The organism is Streptomyces varsoviensis (genome assembly GCF_000718635.1).
Lineage (GTDB): Bacteria > Actinomycetota > Actinomycetes > Streptomycetales > Streptomycetaceae > Streptomyces > Streptomyces varsoviensis.
The window spans coordinates 59,030-73,308 of record NZ_JOBF01000034.1 but is presented as its reverse complement, the minus strand read 5'-3'; the positions used below and the strand labels follow the sequence as shown (position 1 = coordinate 73,308).

Here is a 14,279-nt window from a genome sequence, read left to right as displayed (position 1 = left end):
GGGAAACATGCGTATCGTGCGGCCTCTGCTCACACCCCTTCTCACCGTCGCGGTCGGCGTGACGGCCGTTCCGGCGTACGCCACGTCCGCGAGCGCCGCCTCGGCGAGTGCCGCGTCGGCGGACGCTACGACGGCGGAGGCTACGAGGGGGGGCACCGCGCCGAAGACCGGCGACGGCGCGCGCGAACGCATTCGCCGGCACCTTGAGGAACTCGCCCGGGTCGGCGCCGTGGGCGCCCAGGTGCGGGTGACGGATGAGAACGGCACCTGGACGGCCCGCGCGGGGAAGGCTCGGGCGGACGGCGGCGCTCCTGTGCCGCGAGGCGGCCTGTTCCGCGCCGGGAGCACCACCAAGATGTTCACGGCCGTCGCCCTGCTGCAACTCGTCGGAGAAGACAAGGTGTCGCTGGACGACTCGGTCGACCGCTACCTGCCCGCGGGGCTCGTGCCCGGGGCCGGGCACATCACGGTGCGGATGCTCCTCCAGCACACCAGCGGCCTCCACGACCTCGCGCGCGACCTGCCGCAGGGCGAGGACCTGGTCCGCACCCGTTTCCGCCATTACGACAGCACGCGGCTCGTGCGCGAGGCGGCGGCCCGGACGCCCGACTTCCCGCCCGGCACGGATTACGGGTATTCCAACACCAACTACGTCGTCCTCGGCCTCATCATCGAGCGCGTGACGGGACGTTCGTACGCGGAGGAGGTACGGGACCGGATCATCGAACCTCTGCGGCTCCGGCACACGTCCGTGCCCGAGGACGGGACGTCTCTCCCCGGACCGCACGCGCACGGCTACATCACGCTCCAGGGGAAGGGGGAAAGCGACGCGCGGCAGGTGGACATCACGGAGCTGAACCCGTCGATGGCGGGCGCCGCCGGAGAAGCCGTCACGTCCACACACGACATGGACGCCTTCCTCACCGCGCTCACCTCCGGAAAGCTCCTGCGCCCGGCCGAATGGAAGGAGATGAACCGCACGGTACCCACGGGCGACCCCGACAGCCGGTACGGGCTCGGCCTCAAGCACCGGAAGTCGAGCTGCGGCCGCCTGGCCGTCGGCCACACCGGCGGCATCCCCGGCTTCGCCACCCTCGCCTTCACGACACCGGACCGGTCACACCGGGTCGTACTGTCCGCGAACCTCGCCGACTGGCCCGCCGACCCGCGCATCGGCGGCCCCATCGACAAGGTGCTGGACGACGCCATCTGCGGCTGACGGGCCGCGGGTACCGCCGATGGCCTGCCGCTACGGCATGGTCCAAGGCTCCTGCGGGAGCGGGCGCCCGGTCTCGATGAACGTCTTGAGGTTGGACAGCACCGCGGGCCACCCCCCGGCCACGGCATCCCGCTCGGCCTCCCCGGCCAGGTCCTGGTGGGTCACGGTGAGCCGGACGATCTCGCCGTACGGTGCGATGTCGAAGGTGACGCGCGAGGGCTCGGCCTCCTGCCCCGTGCCGGGCTCGGCCCACGTCGTCACGAGGCGCGTGGGCGGCGCGCTCTCCACGACCGTGCCGACGACCTCGGCGACGCGCGAGCCGTCCGTACGCTGGTGCTCCCATTGGGAGCCGACCTGCCAGTCCGAGACATTGCTGTGGCCCCAGTAGGCGGCGGTCTGCCCGGGGTCCGTGAGAGCGGTCCAGATCTTTTCCGGGGCGCTCTCGATATAGACGACGTAGACGAATTCCAGCTTGTCGGCCATGGTTTTCCTCCGCTCGCTCGGACTGCTCGGATTGCCTCGGATTGCCTCGGATTACTCGGAGGTCGCTGCGGGCCCGTAGGCCGCCGTCAGCGCCGAGGGTCAGCGCCGACCCGGCCTTTCCCAGTGTCCGCCCGCAGCGCGCGGGCAGCACGTCCGGCGGAAGCGGTCGCCAGGTGAGGGGCGCCCCCGCACGGCCCGGCCCGCCGGAGGAGGGGCGGCCGGGCGGGGCCGTACGGCCCGGCCCGCCGGAGGAGGGGCGGCCGGGCGGGGCCGTACGGAGAACACCCCGGGCGGGGAGCGACCGGCCGCTACGCGCGCCGCCGACCGCCCTTGTCGCCGCCGCTCTGCACCTTCTTGCGGCAGTCCGGCAGCCGCTCACCGGCGGACGGCTCGACGGCCGGCCAGTCGTCGAGGGAATAGCAGAGCTGCGCGTGCAGGAGTTCGGCGTCGGCGGGCGCGAGCCGGAGCGTCACATCGCCGCCGAACTCCCCGTCGCACTGCAACCAGAGGTGAATGGCGATCCGCCCGTCCTCCTCCCGCCGCACCGGCTTGCTCGGCACCCGGCTGATCCGCAGCGGCGAGAGCGGCGCGGCCGCGTTCGCCCCCATCACCAGGCCATCCCGGCCATCGCGGCCCGGTCCGCGACCGGCGTGAGCCGCACCCGCACCCCATCGGGCCCGATATCGATCCCACTGAACGCGAACACCGGCGGCACGTACGGCAACGGCCAGTCGTCGGCCACCGTCGTCACCGATCGGCCTGCCGGCCGGGGCTCCGGGCCCGCCGCCCGTGCCGGGGGCTCGGGAGGACACCCCGCTGTGACGGCGGCGAACAAAGATGTGACGCGAGCGAGTGTTCGCCGCAGGACGGATTGGATACGGTTGGTCATGTCGACGCTCCTGCTAGCACTAGGCGTTGACCACGCCCCGGGGTGCTGCTAACACCGCCGGGGCACCCTGTTGCTTGCCGCAATCTCTCGACTACGGCGCGCAGTTGCGAAGGTAGCGCCAACGTGACGTCGCACACAACATGTTGCGCAAGGTCGCACCCATTCGGCGTACGCCGACTACGCCACGCCGTCGAATTCTCCAGCCCTGGCACCGGCCAGGAACGCGCGAAGCTTCGCGGGGGTGGTCTTGAGGACCACGCCGGGGTCGTCACTCTCGCGCAGCAGAATGCTCCCCTCGCAGGATGCGAGTTCGAGGCAGTTGCCGTCGGGCTGCTCCGAGAACGATGACTTAAGCCACTGGATGTCCACTCCGGTACACCTTCACAGTTGCTGTGCTGCCTCACGGATGAAGTCACGGGACCGACCTGGGCCTAGAGACCGCTCCTCCAACAGGTCTATCACAGCACGGTAGTTCGCAAGATGCGTCTCCGCGTGATGGAACATGGACCCAGCCGCGGTATCCGTCTGCACGGTATCGAGCTGCGCGACCGGCCCGCATGCCAAGAGGGTCGAATTCGCCGCGGCAGGGAAGCCGCCGGCCTCAAGAGGCAAAATGCGGACCACTACGTTTTCGCGTTCGGACTGCTCAAGAAGGTGGTGCAGTTGCGCCTTGAGCACCGCCCTGCCGCCGAACAGAATGCGCAGCGCCATCTCATGGATGACGAACGTGCACACCGGCGGAACCGGGGAGCGATCGAGGACGCCACTGCGCCGAATCCTGAAGGAAAGCTTGCGCTCGAAGGCTTCGGGCGCCATCGGCGGCACCGCCTCCGCGAACACGGCACGTACGTAGTCCTCGTGCTGAAGCAGTCCTGGCATGTGCGTGATCTGTGCTGACCGGAGAGCCGCCGCGTGGTGCTCCAGTTCCGCGAGGTCGAGAGCGCTGGCGACGGCCGAATCGCGATACTCGTCCCACCAATACGTCCCGCGCTCACGCGCCATCTCCGCGAGCGCGTCGATGTACTCGGCGTCGGGACAGGAGTAGTTGGCGGCCCACACCCTCACGCGGTCACTGCTGACGCCCGACCGCGCCGACTCCGTATTGCTGACCGTGGTCCGGTCCGTACGGTGTATCGCGGCGGCCTCACTGATGTTCAACCCCACCCGCTCGCGCATCTTGCGCAACTCGGCACCCAATCGGCGCTGCCGCTCGGTCGGAGGCTTACGTACCGGCATCGGCTCCCCTTCCCCTGGAAGGACACAGCGTAGCCATGCCGTCACAGACGCAGCCGCCCAGCCAAGGCGGGCGCCGCGGACGAGGAGGGCCTGGCGTGGGTCAGGGGGCTCGTGGACCGGGCCGCGGGGGCCCGGAGCGCCCGGATCGTGGAGGCGGACGTTGTTCGCGCGTATCCCGGCGGCGATCTGACGACCGCCGAGATGTCCGACTTCCTGGCGGACCAGTGGGCGATCGAGCACCCCGGTCAGGACAGCGGCGCGCGGGAGGCGGTCGAGCTGCGCGTCCGCCTGGTGTGCTCCCTGCGGACGTGGCACGCGATCCGCAAGGCGGTGCTCAAGGAGTTGTGTCCGGAGGGTTTGGCGCCGCACACGTGCCGTGTTCCGTGGTGCGGCGCCTGAGCCCGTAGTCCTAACGTTCTCTACGTTCCGTCCGCCACGTCCAGTAGTGCGGGCGGGGTCCAGAAGGCGTCGAGTCTGCTGATGATCTTTCGGAGCTCTCGGGCGCCGTCGTGCGACATGGCTCGCGCGACGGTGTCCAGGAGTTGTCGGGCTTCCAGCGGGCTGCCGCAACAGGCCCATTCGAGGCGGAGCCAGTCGTCGTCGTGCCAGTGCCGGTCGTAGTCGCGCCACAGCTCGCGTTCCGGGCGGTGGACGAACTCTTTCCACAGAGCCACCGCCCTGCCGACGTCTCCTGGATACAGGTAGTTCCGGGTGCGTTCGAGACCGGCGACCTCGGACAGGGCCCGGGCGGACAAGCCGTCGATGACGGGGCCGGCGTGCTGGGTCGCGGGCCGGCCCGTGGTGTCGGCGCGGACGTGGCCCGGCCGGCTACGCGGCATGGGCCTTTCGGTTCGTCGTCATGCCGTACATCGTGCCATGACCTCGAACGCCCTTCGAAGGCTTTTCGAACTGGGGGCGGTCGGCCGACTCGACGGCGGGGCCGCCAGGGGCCGACGCCCGCCGCCCCCAGCCCCCAAGCCCTCCGGCCCCCGGCCGGACGTCAGCGGCGGGTCGGGATCTTCAGGTCGCCGGCCAGCGCGTTGCGGATGTGGTCACCGGCGAGCAGGTCATGCGGGTAGCCGAGGTCGAACGCGCTGAGCTCGTCGAGGCGGGCCAGTTGGGCGGCGGTGAAGTCGACGTCCAAGGCGCCCAGGTTGTCCTCCAACTGGGCGGGGGTGCGGGCGCCGATGATCGGCGCTGTCACGCCCGGCTGGTGCATGGCCCAGGCCAGCCCGACCTGGGAGGGGGTGCGGCCCAGCTCCGCGGCGATCTCCTTCACGCCGTCGGCGATGGCGAGGTTACGTTCGCTGACCAAACCCAAGGAGGCGTTGAAGCTCTTGCGGGGGCCGAAGCCGGCGGCGGTGGGGGGCGCCGTGGTCACGTCGTCGCGGCTGTACTTGCCGGTGAGCACCCCGCCGGCCAGCGGCGAATAGGGGACCACGCCCAGCCCCATCTCGCGGGCCATGGGGATCAGGTCGCGTTCGCCGGCACGTTCGATCAGGTTGTAGTGGATCTGCAGCGCGACCAGCGGCGACCAGCCGCGCAGGTCGGCGATCGCCTGCATGCGCGACACCTGCCAGGCGGGGGCGTTGGACATCGCCACGTACAGGACCTTGCCCTGCCGCACCAGGTCGTCCATGCCGCGCAGGATCTCCTCGACCGGCGTCGTGAAATCCCATACGTGCAGGTAGAGCAGGTCGATGTAGTCCGTGCCGAGCTGTCGCAGGCTCGCCTCGACGGAAGCGAACAGGCTCTTGCGGTGGCTGCCGCCGGAGTTCGGGTCGGCGGGGCTGCGCAGCGTCGTGTATTTCGTCGCCAGGACCAGGCTTTCGCGGTTGTCGCGGGTGAATTCGCCCAGCATCCGCTCGGAGCTGCCATTGGTGTAGGTGGCGGAGGTGTCGATGAAGTTGCCGCCTCGCTCGACGTAGAGGTCGAACAGCTTGCGCGACTCGTCCCGCTCGGCTCCCCAGCCCCACTCGGTGCCGAAGGTCGCCGCGCCCAGCGCCAGCGGTGATACCCGCAGCCCGGAGCGGCCCAGCAGCCGGTAAGTGTCGAGGGTGAGTGACATGGATTGCTCCTGTGCTCGTGATCCGTTGCCGAGAACCAGGCTGTCTCCATCGCGGGCCGGCGATAAGGGAGAGAACTTCCTGGGAACGCCAGTCCCACCCTCGCTGTTGGAACGGTCATGACGACCCACACCGACACCGTGGACCCCACACAGGAGCTGGCCGTATTCCTGCGGGCCCGGCGCGAACGCCTGGACCCGGGCGCGCTCGGCCTGCCATCGCGCCGGCAGGCCCGGCGGACCCCGGGGCTGCGCCGCGAAGAGGTCGCCGAACTGGCCGGGGTGAGCGTCGACTATGTCGTACGGCTGGAGCAGGGGCGCGGGCTACGGCCCTCCGCGGACGTGCTGGAGGCGCTGGCCCGCGCGCTGCGCCTGTCCCCCGTCGAACGCGGCTACCTCTTCGACCTGGCACAGCAACGCCTCCGCACCGCCGACGAGCCGGCCACCACCGCGCCGCCGCCGCTGGCCCGGCTGGTCGCCGACCTGTCGCCGCTGCCGGCCATGCTGGTGAACCACCGCTACGACATCCTGGCCTGGAACCACGAGGTGACGAGGCTGTTCCTGGATTTCGCCACCCTTCCCCCGGCGCGGCGCAACGCGATGTGGCTGTGCCTGATGCACCCGGAGGTACGCGAGTTCTACGCCGACCGGGAACGCGTCGTACGGGAGGGCGTCGCCCACCTGCGCGCGGCGTGGGCGACGCATCCGGAGGACCGTGCGCTGACCGGCCTCATCGCCGAATTCACCGCTCGCGACGAGGAATTCGCGCGGCGGTGGAACGAGCGGGAGATCAAGGTCAACGGCCGCGGGCACAAGGTGCTGCGCCACCCCGAGGTCGGCGAGATCGCGATGGATTTCGAAACGCTCATACCGCTCGAAGATCCGGAGCAGCGGCTGCTGATCTACCGTGCGGCGGACGAGGAGAGCCAGTCGGCATTGGCCCGGCTGTGCGCACGGTGACCTCGAAGCCCGTCCCCGCCCGCGTGCCCAGCACCCTCCCGTACCACCGAGAAAGCCCGCCCGCCCTCGCTCGGAGGGCGGGCGGGCGGGCACCGGTGATCGCTTCCTACAGGAAGGAGTTGATCTCGATCGTCTCCGTGCGGCCCGGGCCCACGCCGATGGCGGAGATCGGGGCGCCGGACATGTCCTCCAGGGCCTTGACGTACGCCTGCGCGTTCTTCGGCAGGTCGGAGAACGTCTTGGCCTTGGTGATGTCCTCGGACCAGCCCGGCAGGTTCTCGTAGACCGGCTTCGCGTGGTGGAAGTCGGACTGGTTGTAGGGCAGCTCGTCGACGCGCTTGCCGTCGATCTCGTAGGCGACGCAGACCGGGATCTGCTCCCAGCCGGTGAGCACGTCCAGCTTCGTGAGGAAGAAGTCCGTGAGGCCGTTGACGCGCGTCGCGTAGCGGGCGATGACCGCGTCGAACCAGCCGCAGCGGCGGTCGCGGCCGGTGGTGACGCCGCGCTCGCCGCCGATGTCGCGCAGCGCCTCGCCGTCGGCGTCGAGCAGTTCGGTCGGGAACGGGCCCGAGCCGACGCGCGTGGTGTACGCCTTGAGGATGCCGATGACCCGGTTGATCTTCGTCGGGCCGACGCCCGTACCCGTGCAGGCGCCGCCCGCGGTCGGGTTCGAGGAGGTCACGAAGGGGTACGTGCCGTGGTCGACGTCGAGCAGCGTGCCCTGGCCGCCCTCGAAGAGGACGACCTTTCCGGCGTCGATGGCGTCGTTGAGGATGAGCGTCGTGTCGGCGACGTACTCCTTGAGCTGCGGCGCGTAGCCCAGCAGCTCCTCGACGACCTGCTCGGCGACGATGGCGCGCCGGTTGTAGAGCTTGGCGAGGATCTGGTTCTTGAAGTCGAGGGACGCCTCGACCTTCTGGAGCAGGATCGACTCGTCGAAGAGGTCCTGGACGCGGATGCCGACGCGGTTGATCTTGTCCGCGTAGGTCGGGCCGATGCCGCGGCCCGTGGTGCCGATCTTCCGCTTGCCGAGGAACCGTTCCGTCACCTTGTCGACGGTGGTGTGATAGGGCGTGATCAGATGGGCGTTACCGCTGATCATGAGCTTGGACGTGTCGACGCCACGCTCGTTCAGTCCGCTCAGCTCGGAGAGCAGGACCGCCGGGTCGACGACGACTCCGTTACCGATCACCGGGGTGCACCCCGGCGAGAGGATGCCGGAGGGGAGAAGGTGCAGTGCGTACTTCTGGTCGCCTACGACAACCGTGTGGCCGGCGTTGTTGCCGCCCTGGTAACGCACCACGTAGTCCACTGAGCCGCCGAGCAGGTCGGTGGCCTTCCCCTTGCCCTCGTCACCCCACTGAGCACCGAGCAGCACAAGTGCGGGCACAGGCGTACACCCCTTCCGGGCGGGGCATGTCCAACGTGCGCGATGGTTTCTGTCATCGCTAGAGCCGTCGAACCGGTGCCCCGGAATAGACGAAGCCCCTGGCGCAATAGCGCAAGGGGCTCTTGCACCGAGATGCTACCTGAGGAAGGACCGAGGTGTCGGCTCCAGAGCCCCACACGAGTGGCGCGCACCCGTTGCTCGTGGTCATCGACCCCGTCGCCCGCCGCGTGGACGGCGAATCCGTGCGGATCGCGAAGGACGTGCTGTGCGCGGGCGCCACGACCAAGATCTGCCTGCCCGACGGGCCGGAGGAGGTCGAGCGGGCGCTGTCCCGCCGGGGCCATCGCCGCACCGTCGTGATCGGCGACGATCTCGCTCTGCTGCGGGTGGTGGGGCTGCTGCACCGGCAGCGCGAGCTGCCGGGCGCCTCCTTGGCCGTGGTCCCCGTCGGCCCCGCCGCCTCGGTCTCCCTGGTCCGCGCGCTCGGTGTGCCCACGGGCGCGGTGGCGGCGGCCCGCGCGGTGCTCGACGGCTCCGAGCGGCGGCTCGACCTCCTCGTCGACGACAGCGGCGGCGTGGTCCTCGGCGGGCTGCGCATCCCCTCGGGCGGCGGCTGGGGCGGCGCGTTCGGCCCGTACGAGGCGGAGGACGCCGCCACCGACGACGGCCGCCCTCCCCACCTGCCGTACGTCCCCGAGGCCGCCCCCTCCGGCGACTCCCGCACGGGCGGCGGCAGCAGCGGTGCGGACGGCAGCGGCAGCGGTACGGGCAGCGGCAGCGGTACGGACGGGGTCGGCGGGAAAAGCGACGGGCCGGGGGCCGCCGCCGCCCCCGGCGGGCATCGCGAGGGACATCGCGACGGTCACCGCGAGGGGCGGCACCCCTGGTGGACGCCGGCCGCCCGGACCGCCCGTACGGCCCTGACCACCCTGCTCGCCGCCCCCGCGTCCGCCCGTCGCCGCTCCTCCCCGCCCGCGCCGCAGCGGCTGCGGGTCGAGGCCGACGGCGTGCTGCTGGCGGATCTGGACCGGCCGGTGGAGCGGATCACGGTGTCCGCCTCGGCGGCGGACGGGCTGGCCGATGTCGTCGTCCACCGCACCCTCTCCGACGAGGGGATACGGGCCCGCGCCCGCGCCATCACGGTCTCCGGGCCGGACTTCCGCTACCGCGCCGACGCGGTGGTCGGCGGCCCCGTGCGCACCCGCACCTGGACCGTCCTCCCGGACGCCTTCCGGCTGACGCTCCCCCGGCGCGACGGCTGAGCGGGGGCGCGGACGCGGAGACCGTGGTCGGGGCCGGAGCCAGGGCCCGCCGGGAGCGCGTAACCCCGGCCTCACGCCCGTAAACGACGCCGTACGCATGTTTGCGGCAACGTACGCGCATAAGCGGCGAGGTACGCGAGGGCCGGACCCGAAGCCCAGGGCCGAAGGGGCGGGGACGCGGAGACCGGGGCCGAGGCCCCGGCTACGCCACTCCGCCCGCGCCCGGGCCGAACTTCGCTTCCCGGTGCGCGCGCCAGCGCCCCAGCATGCCCAGCAGCTCGTCGTGGAGGAAGTGGAAGAACTCCACCGTCTCCGCCAGCCGCTCCCCCGCCGGTGTGTCCGGGCCCAGGGTCTGCGCGCCCTCGCCGAGGAGTTTTCCCCAGCGGAGGAAGAGCTGGTCGCGGCGGGTGAAGATCTCGTACCAGAGCACTTCGTGTAGGCGGTAGCGGTCGCGGCGGGAGCCCGGTTCGCGTTCGCGGCTGATCATGCCGGTGTTGGTGAGGTAGCGGACGGCGCCGGAGACGGCGGCGGGGCTGATCTTGAGCTGTTCGGCGATCTCAGCGGAGGTGAGCGCGGCCGTGTCGGAGGCGAGGAGCGCGACGAAGACGCGGGCGGCCATGCGCTGCATGCCGGCCTCGGCCAGTTCGCCGGCGAACCGTTCGACGAAGCGGGAGACGGCCTCCGGGTCCCGGTCCGGGGTCGGGTCCCGGTCCCGGTCCTCTCCGCCGGGGCCGCCGTGGGCGGTCTCCTCCGGCCGCGCCGTATCCGTCGCCTCGCGCTGCTCGCTCACGTCCGCATCATCTCCCCTGGCCAGCCGGTCGCCCCAAGTTTATACGGTTCCTTAACTTCACAATTTTGTGAAACTACCGTAGCTTCAAAAAAATGACGACGGCAATCACCGTGTCCGGCCTCCACAAGTCATTCGGCCGGACGCACGCGCTCGACGGCCTCGACCTCTCCGTCGAAAGCGGCGAGGTACACGGCTTCCTCGGTCCCAACGGAGCCGGGAAATCGACCACCATCCGCGTCCTGCTCGGCCTGCTCCGCGCCGACCGGGGCGCCGCTCGACTGCTCGGCCGGGACCCCTGGCACGACGCGGTCGAGCTGCACCGGCGCCTGGCCTATGTGCCCGGCGATGTCACGCTGTGGCGCAACCTCTCCGGCGGCGAGGTCATCGACCTGTACGGGCGGCTGCGCGGCGGGCTCGATCCGGCGCGCCGCGCCGAGCTGCTGGAACGCTTCGAACTCGACCCGACCAAGAAGGGCCGGGCCTACTCCAAGGGCAACCGGCAGAAGGTCGCCCTCGTCGCCGCGTTCGCCTCCGACGTCGACCTGCTGATCCTGGACGAGCCCACCTCCGGCCTCGACCCGCTGATGGAGGAGGTCTTCCAGGAGTGCGTCGGCGAGGCCCGCGAGCGCGGCCGGACGGTGCTGCTCTCCAGCCATGTGCTGAGCGAGGTCGAGGCGCTCTGCGACCGCGTCAGCATCATCCGCGCGGGCCGCACCGTGGAGAGCGGCTCCCTCGCCGACCTGCGCCATCTGACCCGTACGAGCGTGAGCGCGGAGCTGGCGGCGCCGCCGAACGGGCTCTCCCGGCTGCCCGGCGTCCACGACCTGTCCGTCCAGGGCACCCGGGTCCGGCTCCAGGTCGACACCGACAAGCTCGACCCGGTGCTGCGGCAGCTCACCGAGTCCGGCGTCCGGTCGCTGACCAGCACCCCGCCCACCCTCGAAGAGCTGTTCCTGCGTCACTACCAGACGGACCAGGGCGACGTGCCGGCCGCGCGGCGGACCGAGGCGGCGGCCCGATGAGCGCCCTCGCCGCCACCAGGAGCGGAAGCTCGCACCTCACCGGCGCCGGGCCGCTCACCCGCCTCGCGCTGCGCCGCGACAAGATCATGCTGCCCGTCTGGGTCTACGCGCTGTCCGTCTCCGTCGTCTCGACCGCCCTGTCCCTGGAGAAGCTGTACGGCACCGCGGCCGAACGCGCCGACTTCGCCCGCTCCATGTCCGCCAACAACTCCCTGCGCGCGCTGTACGGGCCGGTGCTGGGCGACTCCGTCGGCGCGCTCACGGCGTGGCGGATGATGGCCTTCGGCGCGGCCCTGACCGGCGTCATGAGCCTGCTCATCGTGGTGCGCCACACCCGCGACGAGGAGGAGACGGGCCGACAGGAACTGCTGTCCTCGGCCGCGGTCGGCCGCCGCGCGCCGCTCACCGCGGCCCTGTGCACGGCGCTGACCGCCAACATCCTCGTCGCCGCCCTGATCGCCGGCGGCCTCGCCGCCGTCGGCCAGGGCGCGGCGGGCGCGCTCGCCCTCGGCCTCGCCATCGGCGCGACCGGCATGGTCTTCGCGGGCGTCGCCGCCGTCGCCGCGCAGCTCACGGAGAGCGCCCGGCTCGCCAGGGGCATCACGGCGGCGGTGATCGGCGCGGCCTTCATCGTGCGGGCGGCGGGCGACGCGTCGGCCGCCGGGGGCCGGTCGCCGCTGCTGTGGCTCTCGCCGCTGGGCTGGCCCGAGCAGGTCCGCCCGTACGCGGGCGACCGCTGGTGGGTCCTGCTGCTGCCGGCCGCCCTGACCGCCGCGGCCGCGCTCGGCGCGTACGCCCTCACCGCCCGCCGTGACCTCGGTGCCGGGCTCCTCGCCACCCGGCCCGGGCCGGCCGCCGCGGGGCGCGCGCTCCGCGGCCCGTACAGCCTGGCCTGGCGGCTCCAGCGCGGCACGCTCCTCGGCTGGCTGGCCGGGCTCGCCTTCGCCGGGGCCGTCTTCGGGGCCGTCGCGCACGGCGCGGCCGACATCGTCGGCGACAACGAGCGGACGCAGGACATCTTCGAGCGGCTGGGCGGCAGCCACGGGCAGGCGGGCCTCACCGACGCGTTCCTCGCCACCATCACCGGCATGCTCGGCCTGACCGCCGCCCTCTACGCGACGGGCTCCGTGCTCCGGCTGAGCGGGGAGGAGGCCGACGGGCGCGCCGAACCGCTGCTGGCCTGCGCCGTCGGCCGGCTGCGGTGGGCCGCCGGGCATCTGGTCATCGCGTTCGCGGGCACGGCCGCCGTCCTCGCGGCGGGCGGCCTCGCCATGGGCCTCGCGTACGGGGCCACGGCCCACGACATCAGCGGCCGGCTCCCGCGCGTCCTGGCCGCCGTCCTCGCCCAGACCCCCGCCGTCTGGGCGCTGACCGGGGTGACGGTGCTGCTCGCGGCCGCGCTGCCGAGGTACGCCACCGCCGCGTGGGGCGTCGTCGGCGCGGCCCTCGCCGTCGGCTGGATCGGTCCGATGCTGAACGCCCCGCGGTGGGTCATGGACCTCTCCCCCTTCGGCCATCTGCCCAAGCTGCCGGGGCCGGTGGGCTCCGCGGCCCCCTTCCTGTGGCTCACCGCGCTGGCCGTGGCGCTCACGGCGGCGGGGCTGTACGGGCTGCGGCGGCGGGACGTGGGCTGAGAACGGCCCCGGCCCCGGACAGGGGTGGGGCCCCTGAACGTGCGGCGCCGGATCTGTAGCGGAATCCGGCTCCGCACTTCCATGCCTCCTGCCTCACCCCGCTTCGACCAGCAGCTCCCGCAGCCCCCGGATCACGAAGTTCGGCTTCCATTCCGGCTCCGCCGCGAGCCGCAGGCCGGGCGCGCGGCGCAGCAACGCGCCGAAGACCGCGGCGAGTTCGAGGCGGGCCAGGGGCGCGCCGAGGCAGTAGTGGATGCCCGCGCCGAGGCTGAGGTGCGGGACGTCGGGGCGGGTGAGGTCGAGGGCGTCCGGGCGGTCGAAGCGGGCGGGGTCGCGGTTGGCGGAGCCGAGGAGGAGCGCCACCTCGCTGCCGCGCGGCAGGTGCACGCCGGCCACCTCGATGTCGTCGAGGACCCAGCGTTCGAAGAGGTGCAGCGGCGTGTCGAAGCGCATCAGCTCCTCCACCGCGCCCGGCAGCAGGCTGTGGTCCGCGCGGAGCGCCGTGAGCTGCTCGGGGTGGCGGAAGAGCGCGAGCCAGGCGTTGCCCGTCGTGTTGACCGTGGCCTCGTGCCCGGCGTTCAGGAGCAGGGCGCAGGTGGAGACCATCTCCTGCTCGCTGAGCCGGTCGCCCTCCTCGTACGCCGCGATGAGCGCGCTGATCAGGTCCTCGCCGGGCTCGGCGCGCCGGACGGCGATGAGGTGGCGCAGGTAGGCCGAGAACTCGGCGGACGCCCGTACCGCCGCGCGGGCGGTGTCCTCGCCCGGATTCAGCTCGTACATCCCGCAGATGGCGGCCGACCAGGGGCGCAGCAGCCCGCGATCGGCGGCGGGCACCCCCAGCATCTCCGCGATCACAGCGACGGGCAGGGGTTCGGCGACCGTCGCCACCAGGTCGCCGCCGCCGTCGGCGAGCAGCGCGGTGACGAGTTCGTCGGCCGTCCGGTGGACGTACGGGGCGAGCCGCTCGACCATGCGCGGCGTGAACGCCTTGGAGACCAGCCGCCGCAGCCGCGTGTGGTCGGGCGCCTCCAGGTCGAGCAGGCCGTTGTCGTTCAGGGTGTGGAAGGGCTCGTGCCAGTCGGGCGGCGCGCTGCGGCCGAACTCCTCGTGGCCGAAGCGGTGCAGGTACGTCCGTCCGAGCCGCCGGTCTCGCAGCAGGGCGCGTACGTCGTCGTAGCGCGGCACCAGCCACTGCCGGGAGGGCGCGAACCAGTGCACGCGCCCCCGCTCGCGCAGCTCGGCGTAGCCGGGGTACGGATCCGCCGCGAACTCGGGCGACCAGGGGTCGAACGCCGAAGAGGGGTCGAAGGCGAGGGCTTCGCTCATGCC

The 14,279-nt window shown here is 72.1% G+C and carries 16 protein-coding genes; 6 read left to right on the top strand and 10 right to left on the bottom strand.

The window, feature by feature from the left end:
• Window positions 1–16 precede the first annotated feature (16 nt).
• Window positions 17–1,219, top strand: a complete 1,203-nt coding sequence (locus tag IF55_RS32860) for a serine hydrolase domain-containing protein (protein ID WP_157854530.1) — start codon at window positions 17–19, stop codon at window positions 1,217–1,219.
• A 30-nt stretch (window positions 1,220–1,249) separates the two neighbouring features.
• On the opposite strand, the gene IF55_RS32855 is transcribed toward IF55_RS32860, so the two are convergent.
• From IF55_RS32855 to IF55_RS32840, 5 genes are all read right to left on the bottom strand, one after another.
• Window positions 1,250–1,702: an SRPBCC family protein gene (locus IF55_RS32855; RefSeq protein WP_030889013.1), complete on the bottom strand. Its 453-nt coding sequence runs from the start codon at window positions 1,700–1,702 to the stop codon at window positions 1,250–1,252.
• A 308-nt stretch (window positions 1,703–2,010) separates the two neighbouring features.
• Window positions 2,011–2,310 (bottom strand): hypothetical protein, encoded by a 300-nt coding sequence (locus IF55_RS32850; RefSeq protein ID WP_030889016.1) that lies wholly within the window; start codon window positions 2,308–2,310, stop codon window positions 2,011–2,013.
• Complete coding sequence (locus tag IF55_RS41280; protein WP_281181158.1) at window positions 2,310–2,444, bottom strand: hypothetical protein; 135 nt, start codon at window positions 2,442–2,444, stop codon at window positions 2,310–2,312. Before IF55_RS41280 ends, IF55_RS32850 begins: the two co-directional genes overlap by 1 nt.
• Window positions 2,445–2,768: 324 nt before the next feature.
• Window positions 2,769–2,960: a DUF397 domain-containing protein gene (locus tag IF55_RS32845; protein WP_030889019.1), complete on the bottom strand. Its 192-nt coding sequence runs from the start codon at window positions 2,958–2,960 to the stop codon at window positions 2,769–2,771.
• 12 nt (window positions 2,961–2,972) lie between these two features.
• Window positions 2,973–3,827: a Scr1 family TA system antitoxin-like transcriptional regulator gene (locus IF55_RS32840; protein WP_030889022.1), complete on the bottom strand. Its 855-nt coding sequence runs from the start codon at window positions 3,825–3,827 to the stop codon at window positions 2,973–2,975.
• A 111-nt stretch (window positions 3,828–3,938) separates the two neighbouring features.
• On the opposite strand from IF55_RS32840, the gene IF55_RS32835 reads away from it, so the two are divergent.
• Entirely contained in the window at window positions 3,939–4,226 is a 288-nt protein-coding gene (locus IF55_RS32835) for a hypothetical protein (RefSeq protein ID WP_245661603.1), read from the top strand.
• 20 nt (window positions 4,227–4,246) lie between these two features.
• Here the strand turns inward: IF55_RS32835 and IF55_RS36540 are convergent, their stop codons facing one another.
• Together IF55_RS36540 and IF55_RS32825 are read right to left on the bottom strand one after the other, a co-directional pair.
• Window positions 4,247–4,666 carry a hypothetical protein gene (locus IF55_RS36540; protein ID WP_063764082.1) on the bottom strand — a complete coding sequence of 140 codons (420 nt, stop codon included), beginning with the start codon at window positions 4,664–4,666 and terminating at the stop codon, window positions 4,247–4,249.
• Window positions 4,667–4,827: 161 nt separating this feature from the next.
• Window positions 4,828–5,895: an aldo/keto reductase gene (locus IF55_RS32825; protein ID WP_030889031.1), complete on the bottom strand. Its 1,068-nt coding sequence runs from the start codon at window positions 5,893–5,895 to the stop codon at window positions 4,828–4,830.
• 117 nt (window positions 5,896–6,012) lie between these two features.
• Here IF55_RS32825 and IF55_RS32820 point away from each other — a divergent pair, with 117 nt between their 5' ends.
• Window positions 6,013–6,852 (top strand): helix-turn-helix domain-containing protein, encoded by an 840-nt coding sequence (locus IF55_RS32820; protein WP_030889034.1) that lies wholly within the window; start codon window positions 6,013–6,015, stop codon window positions 6,850–6,852.
• 106 nt (window positions 6,853–6,958) lie between these two features.
• Here the strand turns inward: IF55_RS32820 and IF55_RS32815 are convergent, their stop codons facing one another.
• Window positions 6,959–8,242 carry an adenylosuccinate synthase gene (locus tag IF55_RS32815; protein ID WP_030889037.1) on the bottom strand — a complete coding sequence of 428 codons (1,284 nt, stop codon included), beginning with the start codon at window positions 8,240–8,242 and terminating at the stop codon, window positions 6,959–6,961.
• A gap of 155 nt (window positions 8,243–8,397) precedes the next feature.
• Here IF55_RS32815 and IF55_RS32810 point away from each other — a divergent pair, with 155 nt between their 5' ends.
• Entirely contained in the window at window positions 8,398–9,504 is a 1,107-nt protein-coding gene (locus IF55_RS32810) for a diacylglycerol kinase family protein (RefSeq protein WP_245661601.1), read from the top strand.
• Window positions 9,505–9,706: 202 nt separating this feature from the next.
• Here the strand turns inward: IF55_RS32810 and IF55_RS32805 are convergent, their stop codons facing one another.
• A complete protein-coding gene (locus IF55_RS32805) occupies window positions 9,707–10,294 on the bottom strand; it encodes a GbsR/MarR family transcriptional regulator (protein WP_398245510.1) in 588 nt (195 codons plus the stop codon).
• A gap of 92 nt (window positions 10,295–10,386) precedes the next feature.
• On the opposite strand from IF55_RS32805, the gene IF55_RS32800 reads away from it, so the two are divergent.
• Both IF55_RS32800 and IF55_RS32795 read left to right on the top strand, forming a co-directional pair.
• Window positions 10,387–11,316: an ABC transporter ATP-binding protein gene (locus IF55_RS32800; protein ID WP_030889045.1), complete on the top strand. Its 930-nt coding sequence runs from the start codon at window positions 10,387–10,389 to the stop codon at window positions 11,314–11,316.
• Window positions 11,313–12,950: an ABC transporter permease gene (locus IF55_RS32795; protein ID WP_030889048.1), complete on the top strand. Its 1,638-nt coding sequence runs from the start codon at window positions 11,313–11,315 to the stop codon at window positions 12,948–12,950. The genes IF55_RS32800 and IF55_RS32795 overlap by 4 nt, the downstream gene beginning before the upstream one ends.
• Before the next feature lie 93 nt (window positions 12,951–13,043).
• Here IF55_RS32795 and IF55_RS32790 read toward each other — a convergent pair whose 3' ends face one another.
• The gene (locus IF55_RS32790; RefSeq protein ID WP_030889051.1) at window positions 13,044–14,276 is read right to left on the bottom strand and encodes a cytochrome P450; all 1,233 of its coding nucleotides are present in this window, start codon (window positions 14,274–14,276) and stop codon (window positions 13,044–13,046) included.
• Window positions 14,277–14,279 lie beyond the last annotated feature (3 nt).

Bases quoted from the DNA above. Each gene is read 5' to 3' on its own strand.
- IF55_RS36540 (WP_063764082.1), bottom strand. From the start codon at position 4,666: ATGCCGCGTAGCCGGCCGGGCCACGTCCGCGCCGACACCACGGGCCGG.
- IF55_RS32820 (WP_030889034.1), top strand. From the start codon at position 6,013: ATGACGACCCACACCGACACCGTGGACCCCACACAGGAGCTGGCCGTA.
- IF55_RS32790 (WP_030889051.1), bottom strand. From the start codon at position 14,276: ATGAGCGAAGCCCTCGCCTTCGACCCCTCTTCGGCGTTCGACCCCTGG.
- IF55_RS32800 (WP_030889045.1), top strand. From the start codon at position 10,387: ATGACGACGGCAATCACCGTGTCCGGCCTCCACAAGTCATTCGGCCGG.
- IF55_RS32855 (WP_030889013.1), bottom strand. From the start codon at position 1,702: ATGGCCGACAAGCTGGAATTCGTCTACGTCGTCTATATCGAGAGCGCC.
- IF55_RS32795 (WP_030889048.1), top strand. From the start codon at position 11,313: ATGAGCGCCCTCGCCGCCACCAGGAGCGGAAGCTCGCACCTCACCGGC.
- IF55_RS32840 (WP_030889022.1), bottom strand. From the start codon at position 3,827: ATGCCGGTACGTAAGCCTCCGACCGAGCGGCAGCGCCGATTGGGTGCC.
- IF55_RS32850 (WP_030889016.1), bottom strand. From the start codon at position 2,310: ATGGGGGCGAACGCGGCCGCGCCGCTCTCGCCGCTGCGGATCAGCCGG.
- IF55_RS32825 (WP_030889031.1), bottom strand. From the start codon at position 5,895: ATGTCACTCACCCTCGACACTTACCGGCTGCTGGGCCGCTCCGGGCTG.